At 74.1% G+C, this 16,267-nt stretch carries 14 protein-coding genes; 3 read left to right on the plus strand and 11 right to left on the minus strand.

What is annotated here, in order from left to right:
• Positions 1-12: 12 nt before the first annotated feature.
• The 4 genes from M446_RS10885 to M446_RS10900 all read right to left on the minus strand — a co-directional run bounded on the left by M446_RS10885 (position 13) and on the right by M446_RS10900 (position 4,415).
• The gene (locus tag M446_RS10885; RefSeq protein WP_012332157.1) at positions 13-1,044 is read right to left on the minus strand and encodes a Gfo/Idh/MocA family protein; all 1,032 of its coding nucleotides are present in this window, start codon (positions 1,042-1,044) and stop codon (positions 13-15) included.
• Complete coding sequence (locus M446_RS10890; RefSeq protein WP_012332158.1) at positions 1,044-2,216, minus strand: class I SAM-dependent methyltransferase; 1,173 nt, start codon at positions 2,214-2,216, stop codon at positions 1,044-1,046. Before M446_RS10890 ends, M446_RS10885 begins: the two co-directional genes overlap by 1 nt.
• Before the next feature lie 88 nt (positions 2,217-2,304).
• Positions 2,305-3,222: a hypothetical protein gene (locus M446_RS10895; protein ID WP_012332159.1), complete on the minus strand. Its 918-nt coding sequence runs from the start codon at positions 3,220-3,222 to the stop codon at positions 2,305-2,307.
• Positions 3,223-3,224: 2 nt separating this feature from the next.
• Positions 3,225-4,415 carry an inositol-3-phosphate synthase gene (locus M446_RS10900; protein ID WP_012332160.1) on the minus strand — a complete coding sequence of 397 codons (1,191 nt, stop codon included), beginning with the start codon at positions 4,413-4,415 and terminating at the stop codon, positions 3,225-3,227.
• Positions 4,416-4,757: 342 nt separating this feature from the next.
• Between M446_RS10900 and M446_RS10905 the strand changes: the two genes are divergently transcribed.
• Positions 4,758-5,921, plus strand: a complete 1,164-nt coding sequence (locus tag M446_RS10905; RefSeq protein ID WP_012332161.1) for a transglycosylase SLT domain-containing protein — start codon at positions 4,758-4,760, stop codon at positions 5,919-5,921.
• Between the two features lie 113 nt (positions 5,922-6,034).
• On the opposite strand, the gene M446_RS10910 is transcribed toward M446_RS10905, so the two are convergent.
• Together M446_RS10910 and M446_RS10915 are read right to left on the minus strand one after the other, a co-directional pair.
• Positions 6,035-7,771 carry an adenylate/guanylate cyclase domain-containing protein gene (locus M446_RS10910; protein ID WP_012332162.1) on the minus strand — a complete coding sequence of 579 codons (1,737 nt, stop codon included), beginning with the start codon at positions 7,769-7,771 and terminating at the stop codon, positions 6,035-6,037.
• 163 nt (positions 7,772-7,934) lie between these two features.
• A complete protein-coding gene (locus M446_RS10915; RefSeq protein ID WP_012332163.1) occupies positions 7,935-8,885 on the minus strand; it encodes a cation diffusion facilitator family transporter in 951 nt (316 codons plus the stop codon).
• A gap of 457 nt (positions 8,886-9,342) precedes the next feature.
• Between M446_RS10915 and M446_RS10920 the strand changes: the two genes are divergently transcribed.
• Entirely contained in the window at positions 9,343-9,966 is a 624-nt protein-coding gene (locus M446_RS10920) for an HdeD family acid-resistance protein (RefSeq protein WP_012332164.1), read from the plus strand.
• A gap of 57 nt (positions 9,967-10,023) precedes the next feature.
• Here the strand turns inward: M446_RS10920 and M446_RS10925 are convergent, their stop codons facing one another.
• The 4 genes from M446_RS10925 to M446_RS10940 form a co-directional block, all read right to left on the minus strand.
• Positions 10,024-10,965: an ROK family protein gene (locus tag M446_RS10925; RefSeq protein ID WP_012332165.1), complete on the minus strand. Its 942-nt coding sequence runs from the start codon at positions 10,963-10,965 to the stop codon at positions 10,024-10,026.
• Positions 10,962-12,314, minus strand: coding sequence for a dicarboxylate/amino acid:cation symporter (locus tag M446_RS10930; protein ID WP_012332166.1), 1,353 nt, complete (start codon positions 12,312-12,314; stop codon positions 10,962-10,964). Before M446_RS10930 ends, M446_RS10925 begins: the two co-directional genes overlap by 4 nt.
• Positions 12,315-12,720: 406 nt before the next feature.
• Positions 12,721-13,521 carry a hypothetical protein gene (locus M446_RS10935; RefSeq protein WP_012332167.1) on the minus strand — a complete coding sequence of 267 codons (801 nt, stop codon included), beginning with the start codon at positions 13,519-13,521 and terminating at the stop codon, positions 12,721-12,723.
• Between the two features lie 163 nt (positions 13,522-13,684).
• Positions 13,685-14,290: a TetR/AcrR family transcriptional regulator gene (locus tag M446_RS10940; RefSeq protein ID WP_012332168.1), complete on the minus strand. Its 606-nt coding sequence runs from the start codon at positions 14,288-14,290 to the stop codon at positions 13,685-13,687.
• A gap of 80 nt (positions 14,291-14,370) precedes the next feature.
• On the opposite strand from M446_RS10940, the gene M446_RS10945 reads away from it, so the two are divergent.
• Entirely contained in the window at positions 14,371-15,669 is a 1,299-nt protein-coding gene (locus tag M446_RS10945; protein WP_012332169.1) for an MFS transporter, read from the plus strand.
• 284 nt (positions 15,670-15,953) lie between these two features.
• Here the strand turns inward: M446_RS10945 and M446_RS10950 are convergent, their stop codons facing one another.
• Positions 15,954-16,196, minus strand: a complete 243-nt coding sequence (locus M446_RS10950) for a DUF6894 family protein (protein ID WP_012332170.1) — start codon at positions 16,194-16,196, stop codon at positions 15,954-15,956.
• Between the last annotated feature and the right edge of the window lie 71 nt (positions 16,197-16,267).

The following is a 16,267-nucleotide window of genomic DNA, read 5'->3' on the forward strand; positions in this document are numbered from 1 at the left end:
TCGTCTCGGCGGTCAGGCGGCCGCGTCCGGGGCGGCGGGGGCCGCCGCGTAGGCGCGGGTGATGAGGCGCATGGTGTGGAGGTCGCGGGCGACCGACCACGCGGCCCGCTCGGACGGGTCGCGCAGGGCCCGGCCGAAGGCGCGCACCTGCTCCAGGAAGGGCGAGGCCGCCTCGTCGAAGGCGAGCGGGGTGCGCGCGCCGGTCCGGCCGTCCGTGAGCGTCACCCGGCCGCCGGCCTCCTGGCCCATCGTGTTCTCGGCGGTGACGAGCCCGGCCGTGCCGGAGACCTCCAGGCGGCGGCGCGGCAGCGCCTCCGGGTAATTGTAGGCGACGTGCAGGCTCGCCAGGACGCCCGAGCCCGTGCGCCCGATCAGGAGCGCGCCGTCATCGACCGCGTAGGCCTGCGCGCGGGCCTGGGTCAGGGCCGCGATCTCGACCAGGGGCTCGCCGAGCAGGAACTCGGCGAGATCGAGCCCGTGGGGCGCGAGGTCCATCAGCGCCCCGCCGCCCGCCTGGGCCGGGTCGATGCGCCAGTTCGCCTGGCCGGGCAGCGAGGTCCAGGCCCGGTCGAGCCAGCAGGCGTAGACGATGCGCAGGGCCGTCACGGTGCCGATCCGGCCGGCCCGGATCGCCTCCCGCAGCACCCGGTGGCCGGGATGGTGGCGCTGGTCGAAGGCCGTCCCGTACAGGATCCCGGTGCGGGCGACGCAGGCCGCCATCGCCTCCGCGTCCGCGAGCGTCGCGGCCATGGGCTTCTCGCACAGCACTGCCTTGCCGGCCCCCGCCAGGGCCTCGACGGCGCCGCGATGCAGGTGGTTCGGCGTCGCCACGTAGACGGCCTCGACCTCGGGCGCCGCGAGGAGGCCGTCCAGGGAGGCGTGGCTGCGCGCGCCGGCCCGCTCGGCGGCGGCGCGGGATTCCGGGTGGAGGTCGCAGACCGCCACGAGGCGGTGGCCGGCCCGGGCGATGGCCGGGGCCATGAAGTCGCGGGCGACCCAGCCGTAGCCGACGATGCCCCAGCCGACGGGCCGCGCGCTCGCCATCACCAGCGCTCCGGCAGGGACACGAACTCGCGCCGCCGCGCCCGCTCGGCGAGGGCGGGCCCGGCCTCGACCGCCTCGGGCCCGGGCGAGCGCGGCGGGTAGGTCGCGCGGGGACCGTACTCGGCCTCGTAGCGGGCGGAGGGCCACGCGATGGCGTAGCCGCCCGCGGAATCGGGCCCGTAGAGGGGATTGAGGACGAGGCGGGTGCCGTCGGGCGGCAGGGTCAGACCGTCGACGAGCGCCCGCGGCGCCGGCCGCATGCCCGGCCCGCAGACGACCGAGAACGCCTCGGCATGGTCGAGTTCGGAGGGGGCGGCCGGGACGGGGGCGCGGGCCTCGACCAGGGCGCGGGTGAGTTCCGCGTCGTCGTAGACGAGGCCGTCCGGAAACAGCTCCTCGATCTCGGCGGACGAGACCGCGTGCCCGGCCGAGAAGCCCGCGCGGGCGCTGTTGTGGATGTGGCCGAGGGCGAGCCAGCCCTCCTCGCCCGCATTCCTGCGCAGGCAGCCGAGGATCGCGGCCTTCCGCTCCAGGAAGTAGAAGGCGTCCTGGCACAGCACGAGGTCGGCCGGCGCCCCCTCGACCGGCCAGTGCGGCGAGCCGGCATCGAAGCAGACCAGCTGCGCGCGCTGCCCGACGACCCAGTGGCGGGCGACCCAGAGCTTGGCGAAGACGACGTCGCCGCCGGAGACGCGAAGTCCCCGGCCCTGAAGCTCGCGCAGGTAGTGGCCGATGCCGCAGGCGAGTTCGAAGGCGCAGACCGGGGCGTTCCAATGGGCTTCGAGCAGGGCGAGGCCCGCGAGGAAGGTCGGGTCCGTCCAGCGATGCACGAAGTAATCCCCGACCCGGCCCCAGCCGAGCCTCGCCACCGCCTCGCGCAGGGTGACGTATTTCAGGTCGCGCACGAGGTCGCGCAGCGCGGCCGGGTCCGGCCGCGGGCCGGTCCACCACGCGTCCTGGTCGGCGAGGAGGAGTTCGAGCGCGTGGCCCGGCGCGCCGCGGTCGAGGTGGCCGAGCGCCTCGCGGGCGAGGTCGTCGCGCCCGGTCCGCAGGAAGGGGATGCCGTCGACCACCGGCCAGCGCGGCCCGTTGCGCCCCTCGCGCAGGGAATGGGGCGTGTCGGGATGGAGCGTCTCGCCGGTGCGCGGCGAGAGGAGACCGAAGGGGATCACGCGGCAGCTCCGATGCGCGGGGTATCGGAGACCGACATGGGAGCCTGCGGGGGGAGATCCAGCGGGGCGGCCGGCAGGTCGGCGCGCATCACGGCAGCCGCATCGCCGCGAGGACGCGGTCGTGGAAGCCCTTCACCGGGCCCTCATGCACCAGTGCCATCTCGCCCAGCACGTCGTCCATGCCGAGCGAGGCGGCCCGCAGGTGCTGGGCGATCTGCAGGACGCGGTCGATCACGTCGGCGGCGTGGAAGGCGCGGCCCTCCGCGGTGCCGTCGTCCGGCAGGATCCGCCGGGCCCGCTCGACCCGGGCGCGCAGGCCCGGCTCGAGCTCCTCCAGGGCGTGGGCGCTGCTGCGGGCGATCACCCCGTCGAGGTGCGGGCCGAGCAGCACCTCGCCGGTGAAGCCGGAATCCGGCATCAGCGCGTTGTGGAGGTGGTGGGCCAGGGCCGCCACGAACACCGTGGCCGGATCGGCCCCGTAGAAGGGGCTGAGCACCACGCCGTAGATGGCCACCATCAGGCAGTGCTCGGCGTGGTTCTCCGGCGGTTCCAGGACGATGCGGGGCCGGCCCGGGCAGGTCACGCCCGCGCGCGGCTGCGCGGCGAGGAGCCCGACGAAGCCCGGCAGCGGCCCGGCCGGCACCTCCTCCGCGCCCAGGAGGGCGCGCCGCAGCGCGTCGCGCAGGGCGGGATCGAGGTCGCGCGCGACCTCGTCGAAGGCGCGCCCGAGCACCTCGCCCGCCTCGCCCGGGGCCAAGCCCAGCGCCGCCAGGAAGACCGCGTCGAGGTCGCCGAGGCGGGCGGCGGCGAGCGCCGTCGCCGTCACCTGGAGGGCGACGCCCTCGGCCTCGGCGCCCCCGCAGAGGGCGCCCCAGCTCTGGGCGAAGAGCCGCTCGGCGATCGAGCCGCGGCGGCCGGCCGAGCGCACCCGCTTGAGGTCGTTGAGTTCGACCAGGAGCGGGCGCAGCGGCGCCGGCGCCGCGGCCTCGGTGGGGCCCGCCGCCATGCTCAGTGCACGCCGAGCCAGTCGGCCAGCATCCGCTCCTGCACGCCGAAAGCGTGTTCCGGCCCGTGGCCGTTCCTCACCATCGGGGCCTTGAAGAACAGCGAGAGCTGCTCCTGCACGCCGCCGTCGCCGCGCTTCTTGGCGAGGTCGAGCACCCGGGCGATCTCGATCACCAGCGGCGCCGCCAGGATCGAGTCCTTGCACAGGAAGTTGATCTTGATCTGCATCTTCTGGCCGAGAAAGCCGGTGACGTCGATGTTGTCCCAGGCCTCCTTGTCGTCGCCGCGCGGCCGGTAGTAGTGAATGTGGACGAGGTGGTCCTCGACCGGGTAGCCGAGGATCGAATCGAGCACGGTGCCCTTGGTATTGAGCTTCGACTGCAACGAGGACGGATCGTTGAGGGCGAGGCCGTCGCGGTTGCCGAGGATGTTGGTGGAGAACCAGCCGTCGACGTGGAGGGCGCGCGCCTTGAGGGCCGGGGCCAGCACGGTCTTCATCATGGTCTGCCCGGTCTTGCCGTCCTTGCCGGCGACCGGGACGTTCAACTCGCGGGCGAGGTCGATCAGGGCCGGCACGTCGGCCGCGACGCTCGGGGTGAAGTTGGCGTAGGGGATGCCGTTCTTGATCGCCGCGTAGGCGTAGAGCATGGCGGGGCTGATCGCCTCGTCGCTCTCGTCGAGGCCGCGCTCGAACGCCGCCCGCGAGTTGAGGCTCGGGGCCGTGAGGTCGGGCCAGCGCTCGGTCGAGGCGAGGTTCACCACCACCACCTCGTCCACGCCCGCCTCCTTGCGGAAGCGCCGGAGGTCCTCGGCGATGGCCGTCACCGCCTCGCGGTGATCCTTGGCGACGATGCGGTTCTGCCCGTCGATGTTCTTGCAGAACTTGGCGCTGCCGACCGCCGGCCAGGGCCGCATCGTGTTGAGCACCTGGGCGCCGTTCTCCAGGTCCTGCTTGGTCAGGACCCCGTGGGTGCTCGCCGCGGCGCCGAGGTCGTCGCCGTTCAGGTCCCAGCCGCCGAACACCAGATCCTTGTAGCCGACCATCCCGGCAACCGCTTTGCCCGCAAGGGGCAGCCCATCGAGCCGGTTCGACCCGGACTTGATCATCTCGATGCCGGCGATGGCGGTGGTGGCGACGGCCCCACCCATGCCAACGAAAGCGACGCCGACGCGGCGACCGGTCTGCATGCTCATCGGACAGGGACTTCCTTCTGGTGAGGCGCGCGAACGGCGAGGTGTGAGGACGTCGGCGAGGGCTTGGCGTGACGACGCATGCCGTTCGGCGTGGCCCCGGGAAATGCGCGAGGAAATGCTTGGTTCCCGACAGGGTTGCGCGTTTTTTTCTCGCGCACGCGGGGCCGCCCGCCGCATTTCGGCCGAATCCGTGACCGGCCAGGACCTTACCGCGCCGCAAAATGACCCCCGGCGTTAACGCCACGCTGTCCCATTCTGGACACTTCGGGCCGTCAGACGTGCCGGCCCTGACGAAGCAAGGCGCGGCCGCGCGAGTGGCCGGGCGGTACTGAAGGCGAGGACATGGGGGTTTTCCCGGAGCCGGCGCGCCGCGCCGACGACGCGCACCGACTCGTGCCCGAGATTGGGGTCGACGACGAGGCCGCCATCCGGTGGCTGGTGCCGCTGAGCGCCAGAATGGCGGGGGCCGGGGGCGCCGTCCCGGCGACCGGGCGGCGCCCGGCGACCGGGCCGCGCTCCGCTGGCCGCGCCGGACGCTCGCTCTCCTCGCGGGTGCTCACCGCCCTGACGGTCGGGCTCGCCCTCGCGGCCGGGCTGCCGCGCGACGCGCTGGCACCCGCCGCCGCCGCGCACGACCGCGTCGACCCGAAGGCGGCGCGCCATTCCGCCCTGCCGCCGATGGCCGCCGGCGAGTGGCGCGGCCTGCCCCTGCCGCAGGAGAGCCCGAGCACCGCGGAGCTGATCCAGCTCGACCTCGATCGGCTCGCCGCCGAGGCCGGGGAGGAGGACACGGTCGCCTTCGACGGGCTGCGCGTGCCCCGGAGCCTCGTGGAGACGATCCTGCGCGCCGCCAAGGAGACGGACGTCGATCCGGTCTACCTGATGGCGCTCGCCGACAAGGAATCGAGTTTCCGGCCGCAGGCCCAGGCGGCGACCTCCTCGGCGGAGGGGCTGTTCCAGTTCCTGACCGGCACCTGGCTGGAATTGCTGCGCAGCTTCGGCCCGCAGCACGGCTACGGCGAGGAGGCGAGCCTCATCGAGCGCCGGGGCGGCCTCCTGACCGTGCCGGACGCCGCCGCCCGGCGGCGGATCCTGGCCCTGCGCCGGGATCCCTACGCGGCGAGCCTGATGGCCGGCGAGATGATGAAGCGCGACCGCGCGCGCATCGAGCAGCGGCTCGGGCGCGACCTCAAGCGCACGGAATGCTACGTGGCGCATCTGCTCGGCGCCGCCAGCGCCAGCCGCTTCATGCAACTCACCATGGAGAAGCCCGATCAGCCGGCGCCGCGCCTGTTCCGCGCCGCCGCCCGGGCCAATCGCAGCCTGTTCTTCGAGCGGCGGGGAAAGACGACGCGCAGCCTCACGGTGGCCGAAGTCTACGAGCGACTCGACCTCATGATCGATCGGCGCCTCGACCGTTTCCAGTCGGCCGCGGCCCTGGCGGAGCGCATCGACACCCGTCGCCCGGGCGACGCGCTGCCCGCCGAGGTGATGCTGGTTCCGTGAGACTCCCGACGAAGCTGTCCCGCGGAACCTGTCGGCCGCGGGGCGGTTGAGGCGCGCGGCACTGCGTTGATAATTCGTCCCGCGCCGGTCGGTTCCGCCGGCCGGCGGGATTTTCATCCCGGCAAGCGCTCAGTCAGCCCGGAAGCCCGCGGCACGTAGAGGACGTCGAGGGGGCGTCCGCTGCCGCGGATGTCGGTGGTCTCGATCCTGAGCCCGTCGAGGGCGAGGCCCGCCCGGCGGGCGGCGTCGCAGGAGGCGGCGAGCTGCACGTCCGCGGCCTTGGCGAGGGTTTCGAGGCGGCTCGCGATGTTGACCGCCGGTCCGATCGCCGACATCGGCCGGTTCTCCCCGTAGCCGAGCCGTCCGAGCACCAGCGGGCCGGCATGCAGCCCCATGGCGACCCGCAGGGAGGCGGGCAGCTCCGCGGCGATCTGACCGTTCAGCCGCTCCACCGCCCCGTCGATCTCGGCCGCCGCCGCGAAGGCGGCCCGGCAGGCTGCGTCGATCCCCTCCGGATGGGTGAAGAGCGCGAGCAGCCCGTCCCCCGCGTAGCCGCCGATCCAGCCGCCCCGCGCCACGACCGGCTGCCCGGCCGCCTCGAAGAAGCGGTTGAGGATGTAGACGACGTCGAAGGCGAATTTCCGCTCGGCGAGCGGCGTGAAGCCGCGCACGTCCACGAACAGGATCGCGACCTCGCGCTCGACGCCGGCGAGGTCGGGGTCGCCGAGGAGCGCGTCGGCGCGGTCCTGGCGGCGCGGGCGCAGGATGCGCATCACGGTGAGGTCGCCGCGCACCCGCGCCTGGCAGGCGAGGCGCACGCCGGGCGGCGCGCCGATCGCCGCCAGCGTCGCGGCCTCGTCGGGGTTCGGCGGCGCCAGCCGGTGGGCGCCCTCGGTGACCAGCACGCGGCAGGTCGAGCAGCGCCCGCGCCCGCCGCAGACCGCCACGTGCGGGATGCGGTTGGCGCGGCTGACCTCGAGGAGCGTGGCGCCGTCGAGGGCCCGCACCGCCGGGCCGTCGAGATACGTCACGGTGATCCGCCGCGCCCGCCACGCCGCCGCGACGCGCAGGGCTCCGGCCGCGAGGGCGAGGCCGGCGAGGGCGTAGAACCCCGCCCGGACCGGTCCGCCGATCGCCGCCAGCGCCTCGGGCGGGCTCCGGCGCGGCCAGCGGGCCGCGAGATCGGGCGCGTCGAAGCGCGCGGCGGCGGCGAGGTCGCGCTCCATCAGCTCGCCCTGCACGGCGATGCCGGCCGCCGCGGCGAGCGGCAGGATCAGCGCCGCCACGCCCAGCGCCGGGGCGACGCGCCGGTAGCGCGGCGACAGGCGCAGCCAATGGTGAAGCCCGAGGCAGCCATGCCCCCAGACCAGCGCGAGCAGGGCGGCCTGGTGCGGGATCGCGTCCGGCCACAGGCGGGCGATGACCGCCGGGTAGCCGGTGTCGAGGCCGTAGAGCAGGTTGGCGACCCGGGTCCCGACGATGTGCGGCAGCAGGAAGAACGGGATGGCGAGGCCGAGCGCGACCTGGCCCGCTTCCCAGGCCGGCATGCGCAGGCTGCGGCGGGCGGCGAGGCGGGCGAGGGCGAGGCCGGCATGCACGACGAGCGCGGCGGCGAGGATCCCCGTCCCGGGGGCCGAGCGGGTGACGGCGACCCGCCAGCGCGCGAAGCCGACCATGGCCTCGAGGCCGGCGAGCCCGAGCGCGTGGTTGAGGAAGTGCGTCCCCGCGAAGGCGAAGAGCACGAGGCCGGAGGCGAGCCGCAGCCGCTGCACGAGGGAGCCGCGCCACAGGCCCGCCGGCGCGGCGGGCGCGCGGCCGTCCGGCCGGGCGGCGGGAATGACGGGAGCCATGGGCGATCTTCGCTCGGCGCAAGCGTGGCCTTCGCGACCCAAGTGGGGATCGCTGGGCGCGAGGGAAGGGTGGAAGGTCCCCCGCCACGTCCTGGTCGGTCGCGGCGCCCCGGTCTTCCCTCTCCCGGACCGGGGCCGGCGCCGCGGCCGAGGGTCCGCCCCGTCACGCCGCCCCGACGGTCCGCGTTGCCTGCCGCGCCTCCTCGGCGCCGTCCTCCTCCCGCAGGTCGAGGAGCAGTTCCACGCCCGGCAGCGCGCGGCCGATCGCGGCCCGAAGCTCGCGCACGGCGCGGCGGATCGCCTCCGTGCCGAGCGAGCGGTCGAGGTCGAGGGAGACGGCGAGGAGCACCGTCGTCGTCCCGAGATGCAGGCTGCGCACCCGCGACACGCCGATCACCCGCGGGTCGGCGCGCAGGATCGCGGTCGCCTGCTCGATCAGCCGCGGCGAGGCGCTCTCGCCGGTGAGCAGGCTGCGGGTCTCGCGGAACAGCACGAAGGCGGTCGCGATCAGGAGCAGGCCGATCGCCACCGAGGCGACCCCGTCGCCCGGCGGCCAGCCGAGCCAGGACACCGCGACGCTGCCCGCCAGCGCGAAGGCGAGGCCGATCAGCGCCGCGCCGTCCTCCAGCACCACCGCGAAGGTGCTCGGATCCTTGCTGCGGGCGACCGCGCGCCACAGGGGCAGCCGCGCGAAGCGCTGCCGCATCTCCCGCCACGCGGTGCGGAACGACAATCCCTCGAAGAAGGCCGCCGCCGCGATCACCGCGACGTTGACCCAGGCCGAGTCGATCGGCTCCGGATGGCGGATCTTCTCGATGCCCTCGTAGATCGCGAAGGCGCCTCCGGCCGAGAAGATCATCAGGGCGACCACGAAGGACCAGAAGTAGAGTTCGAGACCGTGCCCGAAATTGTGGCTGTCGTCGGCCGGCCGCGCGGCCCGGCGCATCCCGTAGAGCAGCAGCCCCTGGTTGCCGGTGTCGACGAAGGAATGCACCGCCTCGGTGACCATCGCGCTCGATCCGGTGTAGAGCGCGGCCGCGAACTTGGTCGCCGCGATGGCGAGGTTGCCCGCGAGGGCGGCGTAGACGACGAAGCGCGATCCGGACTGGTTCACGGGGGGGCCTCCTCGGGCCCCAACGCCCGGGGCCGGCCTCAGTGCCCGGCGGCCGACGCGTCGAGGTCCTGCCCGCCGCGGCGCTCCGCCCGGGATCGACCATCCAGCATGTCTGATCCGGGATCCGCTTGCTCGAAGCGGTTCCCGGATCCCAAGCCCGCGCGGCGCCTGAGCGCGGCGCCTGAGCGAAGCCGGCATCCGCATGGCCGAAATCGGAGATGGCGAAGCAATCAACCGGATGTCGGATGACTTCCATGGTGCGGCCGGATACGCGGCCGTCGCACGGGCCCGCCTCGGGCAGCACAATCAGCCTTTCGGCGGCGAGGTTCCGCAGGGGCGAATGCGCGCAGGTCTTGATCCCGGGCGCCGCGACGGAACGCGGCGCGCCCGCTCGCGTTCAGCAGCAGGGGGGTGCGGCCGAGCTTGCCGGCGCCCCGGCGCCGTCCGGAGATTGCAGATGACCAGCGGACCTTCCGTTCCCACCGCCGGGACGCCGCCCGACCGCCTCGCCGCCATGAGCGCGGTGCTCGCCCGAAACTGGTGGCTGCTCGCCCTGCGCGGCGCCTTCGCGATCCTGTTCGGGATCGTCGCGCTCGTCTCGCCCTTCGCGACGCTGCTGACCCTGGTGGTCTTCTTCTCCGCCTACATGCTGGTCGACGGGATCGCCGGCATCGTGGCGGCGGTGCGCGCCGCCGAGCGGCACGAGCGCTGGGGCTTCCTCCTGGCCGAGGGGCTGCTCAACATCCTGGTCGGCATCGTGGCCTTCCTGATGCCGGGCAGCGCGCTCCTGGCCTTCGTCTACCTGACGGCGGCCTGGGCGCTGGTGACCGGTGCCCTGATGATCGCGGCGGCGTTCCGGCTGAACCTCGACCACGGGCGCTGGTGGCTGGTGCTCGGCGGCCTGTGCTCGGTCCTGTTCGGGATCGCGCTCCTCGTGAACCCGGTCGTGTCGCTCGTGGTGCTGACCTACTGGATGGCCGGCTACGCGATCGCCTTCGGGGCGCTCATGCTGGTCCTGGCCTTCCGCCTGCGCAGCCGGAACAATCCGGCCCTGCCGCCCGGCGCCGGGCGGCCGGCGTGAGGGGGGACGGATCGGAGTTCGGGCGGTGATCGCGGGCCGGTCCGGCAGCGCCGGACCTCACGGCGCCGAGATTCCCGCGCCGGCGGCATCCTTCCACAGCCACGCCGCCCCGCGCACGCCCGAGGCGTCGCCGTAGCGGCTGCGGCGGATCGGGGTGGTGAGCGTGTCCGAGACGACGTGCGGCGCCACCGCCTCGATCAACCCCGGATAGACTTCCTCGACGGTGGAGAGCCCGCCCCCGAGCACGATCACGTCCGGATCGAGCACGTTGATCACCGAGGCGAGGCCGCGGGCGAGGCGCTCGCGCCAGCGCGCGAAGCTCGCCGCGGCGCGCGGGGCGCCCGCCCGCATCGCCGCGACGATCGCCTCGCCGGTCAGGACCTCGCCCGTCACCCGCGCGTGGTCGGCCGCGAGGGCCGGCCCGGAGATCCAGGCCTCGATGCAGCCGGCGCGGCCGCAATAGCAGGGCGGCCCCGGCAATTCGTCCGGGCGGGGCGCCGGCAGGGGATTGTGGCCCCATTCCCCGGCGATGCGGTTGCGGCCGGCGAGCGCCCGGCCGTTCACCGCGATGCCGGAGCCGACCCCCGTGCCGAGGATCACGCCCCAGACCACCTCCGCCCCGGCTCCGGCCCCGTCCACCGCCTCCGAGACCGCGAGGCAATTGGCGTCGTTCTCGATCCGCACCGGCCGGCCGAGCCGCTGCTCCAGGTCGGCCAGGAAGGGGCGGCCATTGAGCCAGGTCGAGTTGGCGTTCTTAATCAGGCCCGTCGCCGGCGAGACCGCTCCCGGGATGCCGAGGCCGACGCTGCCGCGCCCGCCGGCCTCGGCCTCCAGCGCGGCCACGAGGTCGGCCATCGCCCGCAGCGAGGCCTCGTAGTCGCCCCGCGGCGTCGGCACGCGCCGCTGCGCCCGCACCCGGCCGGCGGGATCGAGGGCGACGCCCGCGATCTTGGTCCCGCCGACGTCGAGGCCGATCAGGAGCGGCGGAGCCTCGCTCACGGGGAGACCGGGACCGGCTTCTCGTCCGAGATCTCGGTGCCGATCGCGACCGGGTGGGCCATGACCTGGCGCAGCTTGACCGGATCGAGCTCACCCTCCCAGCGGCTCACCACGATGGTGGCGACGCCGTTGCCGACGAGGTTGGTCAGCGCGCGGCACTCCGACATGAACTTGTCGATGCCGAGGATCAGCGCCATGGCGGCGACCGGGACCGGGTTGCCGGGGATCGCCGCAAGCGTCGCCGCCAGGGTGACGAAGCCGGCGCCGGTCACGCCCGAGGCCCCCTTCGAGGTCAGCATCGCCACCAGGATGATAGTGGCGTACTGGCCGAAGCTCAGGTCCGCGCCGACCGCCTGCGCCAGGAACAGCGTGGCCAGCGTCATGTAGATGTTGGTGCCGTCGAGGTTGAAGGAATAGCCGGTCGGGATGACCAGGCCGACGACCGAGTCCGAGGCGCCGAGCCGCCTCATCTTCTGCATCATGTGCGGCAGCACCGTCTCGGACGACGAGGTGCCCAGCACGATCAGCAATTCGTCCTTGATGTAGGCGAGGAAGCGCAGGATCGAGAAGCCGGCGAACCGCGCGATCAGGCCGAGCACCACCAGAACGAAGAGCAGGCTGGTCAGGTAGAAGGTGCCGACGAGGCCGGCGAGGTTGCCGAGCTTGCCGATGCCGTACTGGCCGATGGTGAAGGCCATGGCGCCGAAGGCGCCGATCGGCGCGAGCTTCACGATGAGGCCGATGATGCGGAAGAAGATCTCGCCCGCCACGTCGATCGCGTGGGTGACGCCCTTGGCCCGATCGCCGAGCCCGGTCACCACCACGCCGGTCAGGATCGCCACCAGCAGCACCTGCAGCAGGTCGCCCGACGCGAAGGCGTCGAAGAAGCTCTTCGGGATGATCGCCATCAGGTGGGCGACGGCGGAGTCGTCGGCCGCCTTCTTCGCGTAGCCCGCCACCGCGCTCGCGTCGAGCTTGGCCGCGTCGGCCCCGAACCCGGCGCCGGGCTGGATCAGCTCGCCCACCAGCACCCCGATCAGCAGCGCCACCGTCGACACCACCTCGAAGTAGAGCAGCGCCTTGAGGCCGACGCGGCCGACCTTCTTGAGGTCGCCGATCGACGCGATGCCGTGCACGATCGTGCAGAAGATGACGGGCGCGATCATCATCTTGATGAGCGCGATGAAAGCGTCGCCGAGCCACTTCATCGACTTGGCGGTGTCGGGGGCGACGTAGCCGAGGAGCACGCCGAGCGCGATCGCGATCAGCACCTGGATGTAGAGCACGCGGTACCAGGGCTGGTGCGACGAGGTCGGGGCTGCGGCGGCGGGAGCGGCGGGGGGCTGCATCGGTCTCTCTCCCTCAGGACATGTGGGGCGGCTCGGGCGACCGCCTCCGGAATGCATCGGGACCGAAGGAAGGAGACCGGTCCGGCGGGGCCTGTCCTCTTCCCGGGCGGGCCCCGTCCGGGCGGAACCTGACCCGGATCTGCACCCCCGCGCAGGCGGAGGCAAGACGCGGGGATGGGCTCATCGGTGAATCGGCCGACGGAATCGATCACACAACGTCGCCGGGGAGAAGCCTCGTCTATCCGCGCGCCGCGACGTCTCGGGCTTCACGCGTCCGGCGAAGGTAATGGCCGCGGTGACGCGGGCCGATGCGACGCCGTCCCGGACCGCGGACGGGAGCGCCGCCGTCCTGGACGGCGCCCCGCGCGCCGGCCCGGAGGGACCCGGGTCGCGCTCCGCCGGACGCTCAGCTCGGCTGCGGGTTGCGCCGCGGGCGGACCGTCCAGCGCTCCAGGGGCATCCCCTCGTCGCGCCCGCCTTCTCCCGGGACGGAGGCCCCGAGGGCCTGCGAGAGGCTCTCGATCACGTCGTCGATGCGCGCCTCGGCCGGCTCGCCCTGCGCCTCCGGCGCGGGCGGGGCGGGCGCCGCCTCCGGGGCGGGGCGGGTCGCCAGCCGGCGCAGGGCATTCGCGACCGAGTTCGCCTCCTCCGGGCGGCCCGCGCCGAAACGGCCGAAGCCGTAGCGGTGCTCCACGAGGTCGAGCACCGCCTCCAGGGCGGCGTTGCTGAGCGGAACTTCCCCCGGCTGCGGGGGGCCCTGCAGCGCGATGCCCGGCCCCAGATAGGCGGGATCCGCCGTGACCTCCGGCCCGAACCAGGGCGGAGGCGCGAAGCCCGCCGCCTCGTCGGGGGCGTCGAAGGCGACCGAGACGAGATCGAGGCCGCCCGGCGCCACGTAGCGGTCGACCAGGGCGTCGCGCCCGGTCCCGAGGGCCACCACGGTGCGGTCGTAGGCGACCTTGCCGGCGCACACGTCGAGGAGCGCGTCGCCGTGGGCCCGCGGCACCTCCGTCCGCTCCTCCGCCGAGGTCCCGGCCCCGTCGCTGGTCACCAGGACGAGGTGGCACTGCCCGCCATCGACCCGCACGAACGAGGTGCGACCCGCCTGGGGCGGGAAGTAGCCCTCGGTGACGCGGGTCGCGCCACGCTCCTTCCGGATCAGCCGGACCAGGGACGAGGCTACCAGGAAACGCCGCGCGAGGCTCATGGCCGCAACTCCACTCCTACCGGGCCGGTTCGCCGGCTCAATCGCCCCGGTCCTACCCGAACCGGGCGGCCGCTCCAACAGCGACCGGCGGAGATTGCACGCAGGAGGCGACGGACGGGCGGCCGCCCCGGACGCCGCGGGGCAGATCTTCGGCGCGCGCGCCTCAGCCCGCGAGGCTCGCCGCGACCAGCGCGTCGGCGGTCCGGGTCAGGCTGCGGGCCGGGCCGCCCGCCCCGAAGATCTGCCCCGCGGCGAAGGCGCCCTCGATCAGCAGCAGCAGGCCGTCCGCCAGGACGTCCGGTTGGCGGGCGCCGAGGTCGCGGGCGACCGCCTCCAGCCGCGCGCGGAGCGCCCGCTTGCTCGCCAGCGCCGCCCGCCGCGCCGGATGATCCGGCTCGGGATGCTCGATCACCGCGTTCGACAGCCCGCAGCCGCGGTAATCCGGCCGGGCCGTGCGGTCGGCGAGGTCGGCCAGGAAGGCCATCAACCCCGCCCGCGCATCCCCCGGATGGGCGGCCAGCGCCGTGTCGAGGCGCCGCGCGAAGGCCGCCGCGAAGTCTTCCAGGCAGGCGACCGCGAGCGCGTCCTTCGACGCGAAGCCGCGATAGAGGCTGGGCTTGGTCACGCCGGCCCGCGCCACGATCTCGTCGACCCCGACCGCCCGGATGCCGCGCCGGTAGAACAGGTCGCGGGCCGCCGCCCGGATGCGGTCCCCGGCCCGCACCGGGGCGCCGTCCTCGCCGCCGCCCGCGACACCCTGGCTTGCCATCGCTGCCTCTTGCCTTTGCGCCCAGTGATGTTACTGACCGGTACGTCACACGCTAGCACGGATTCGGGGGCCGCGCCCACATGTCGAAGGCCATTGCCGCGGGGGGCGCTCCCCCGGTCTCGCGCCGGCCGTTCGGCCGGAACTACGCCTTCGTGGTGGTGGGCGTGATCTTCCTGTCCCTGCTCGCCGCGGCGGGCCTGCGGGCGGCGCCCGGCGTGCTGATCCTGCCGCTGGAGCAGGCTTTCGGCTGGAGCCGAGCCACGGTCTCGTTCTCGGTGGGCCTCGGCATCTTCCTGTACGGGCTGGTCGGGCCCTTCGCGGCGGCCCTGATGCAGAGCTTCGGCATCCGCCGCACGCTGCTGTGCGCGCTGGCGCTGATGGCGGGCTCGACGGCCCTGTCGGCGTTGATGACCGAGCCCTGGCACCTCGTCGCGACCTGGGGCGTGCTCTCGGGGCTCGGCAGCGGCTGCGTCGCCATCGTGCTCGGGGCGACCGTGGTCAACCGCTGGTTCGTCGTCCAGCGCGGCCTCGTCATGGGGCTGCTGACCGCGAGCACGGCGACCGGGACGCTCGTCTTCCTGCCCGGCCTGGCGGCGATCGCCGAGGCGGGCGGCTGGCGGCCGGTGGTGCTCACCGTCGCGGCCGCGGTGGCGGCGCTGATCCCGCTCGTGGCCTGGCTGCTGCCCGAGCGCCCGGCCGATATCGGGCTCCTGCCCTACGGGGCGCAGCCCGGGACGGTGGTGGAGCCGCCGCGGCGGGCGAACCCGTTCCGCGCCGCGATCGACGGCCTCGCCCGGGCCAGCCGCCAGTCGGATTTCTGGCTGCTGTTCGGCACCTTCTACATCTGCGGCCTCACCACGAACGGGCTCGTGGGCACGCACCTGATCTCGTTCTGCGCCGATATGGGCCTGCCGGAGGTCCGGGCGGCGGGGCTCCTCGCCATGATGGGCATCTTCGACATGGTCGGCACGACCGGCTCGGGCTGGCTCACCGACCGCTACGATCCGCGCAAGCTGCTCTTCGTCTATTACGGCGTCCGGGGCCTGTCGCTGATGGCGCTGCCCTTCACGGACTTCTCGTTCTACAGCCTGTCGCTCTTCGCGGTGTTCTACGGCCTGGACTGGATCGCGACGGTGCCGCCGACCGTGCGGCTGACGAACGAGGTGTTCGGCGAGCGCGACGCGCCGATCGTCTTCGGCTGGATCGCGGCGGGGCACCAGGCGGGCGCCGCCACGGCGGCCTTCGGGGCGGGGCTGTCGCGGGCCGTCGAGGGCCGCTACCTCGAGGCCTTTCTGGCGGCGGGCCTCACGGGCCTCGTCGCGGCGCTGATGTCCCTGATGATCGGCCGCGCCGCCAAGCGGACGCTCGCGGCGGCGTAGGGGATGCCGATCGGGGCGCGGGGCGAGGCGCGTCCGCGCCGCGGCTCCTGCCCGGAGCCGGGATCCGAGACTTTCCGCGCCCGACGTCGCGTGCCGTCAAGTGACCTCAAGACAAACGGATCGAGGCGCGGGACGGCCGCGCTGCGCCTGCTGCGGCGTCGCAGTGGGCCGGCCGGGCCGACGCGAAATCCGACGGATTTGCGTCCGCCATGCGGATGTCGGCTTCGCTCAGGCGCCGCGCGGGCTTGCGATCCGGGATCCCCTGCGATCAAGCGGATCCCGGATCACGCCGCCGCGAAGGCCTCGTCCGCTTCCGCGAAGGGGAGGTCGACCACCACCTCGCCGGCCTCGTTGGTGACGACGAGGCTGCCCTCGCGCAGGGTCTCGCGGTTGCGCAGGTCGCGCATCATCGCCGCGGCGACGGCGCGGGAGGCGTGCCAGGCCTGCTCGGCGTCGGGCAGGGGCTCACCGGCGAGGTCGGCCACCAGGGTCTCGCCGATCTGGGCATTGAAGTAGAAGCGCTGCATCGGTCTGTCTCCGGTCCGGGCACGGCCCCGGACGGCCGCTCGCGGCAGATCAAGACGCGTTCTCCCGTGAG

Origin of the sequence: Methylobacterium sp. 4-46, from assembly GCF_000019365.1 — a bacterium.
Taxonomy (GTDB): domain Bacteria; phylum Pseudomonadota; class Alphaproteobacteria; order Rhizobiales; family Beijerinckiaceae; genus Methylobacterium.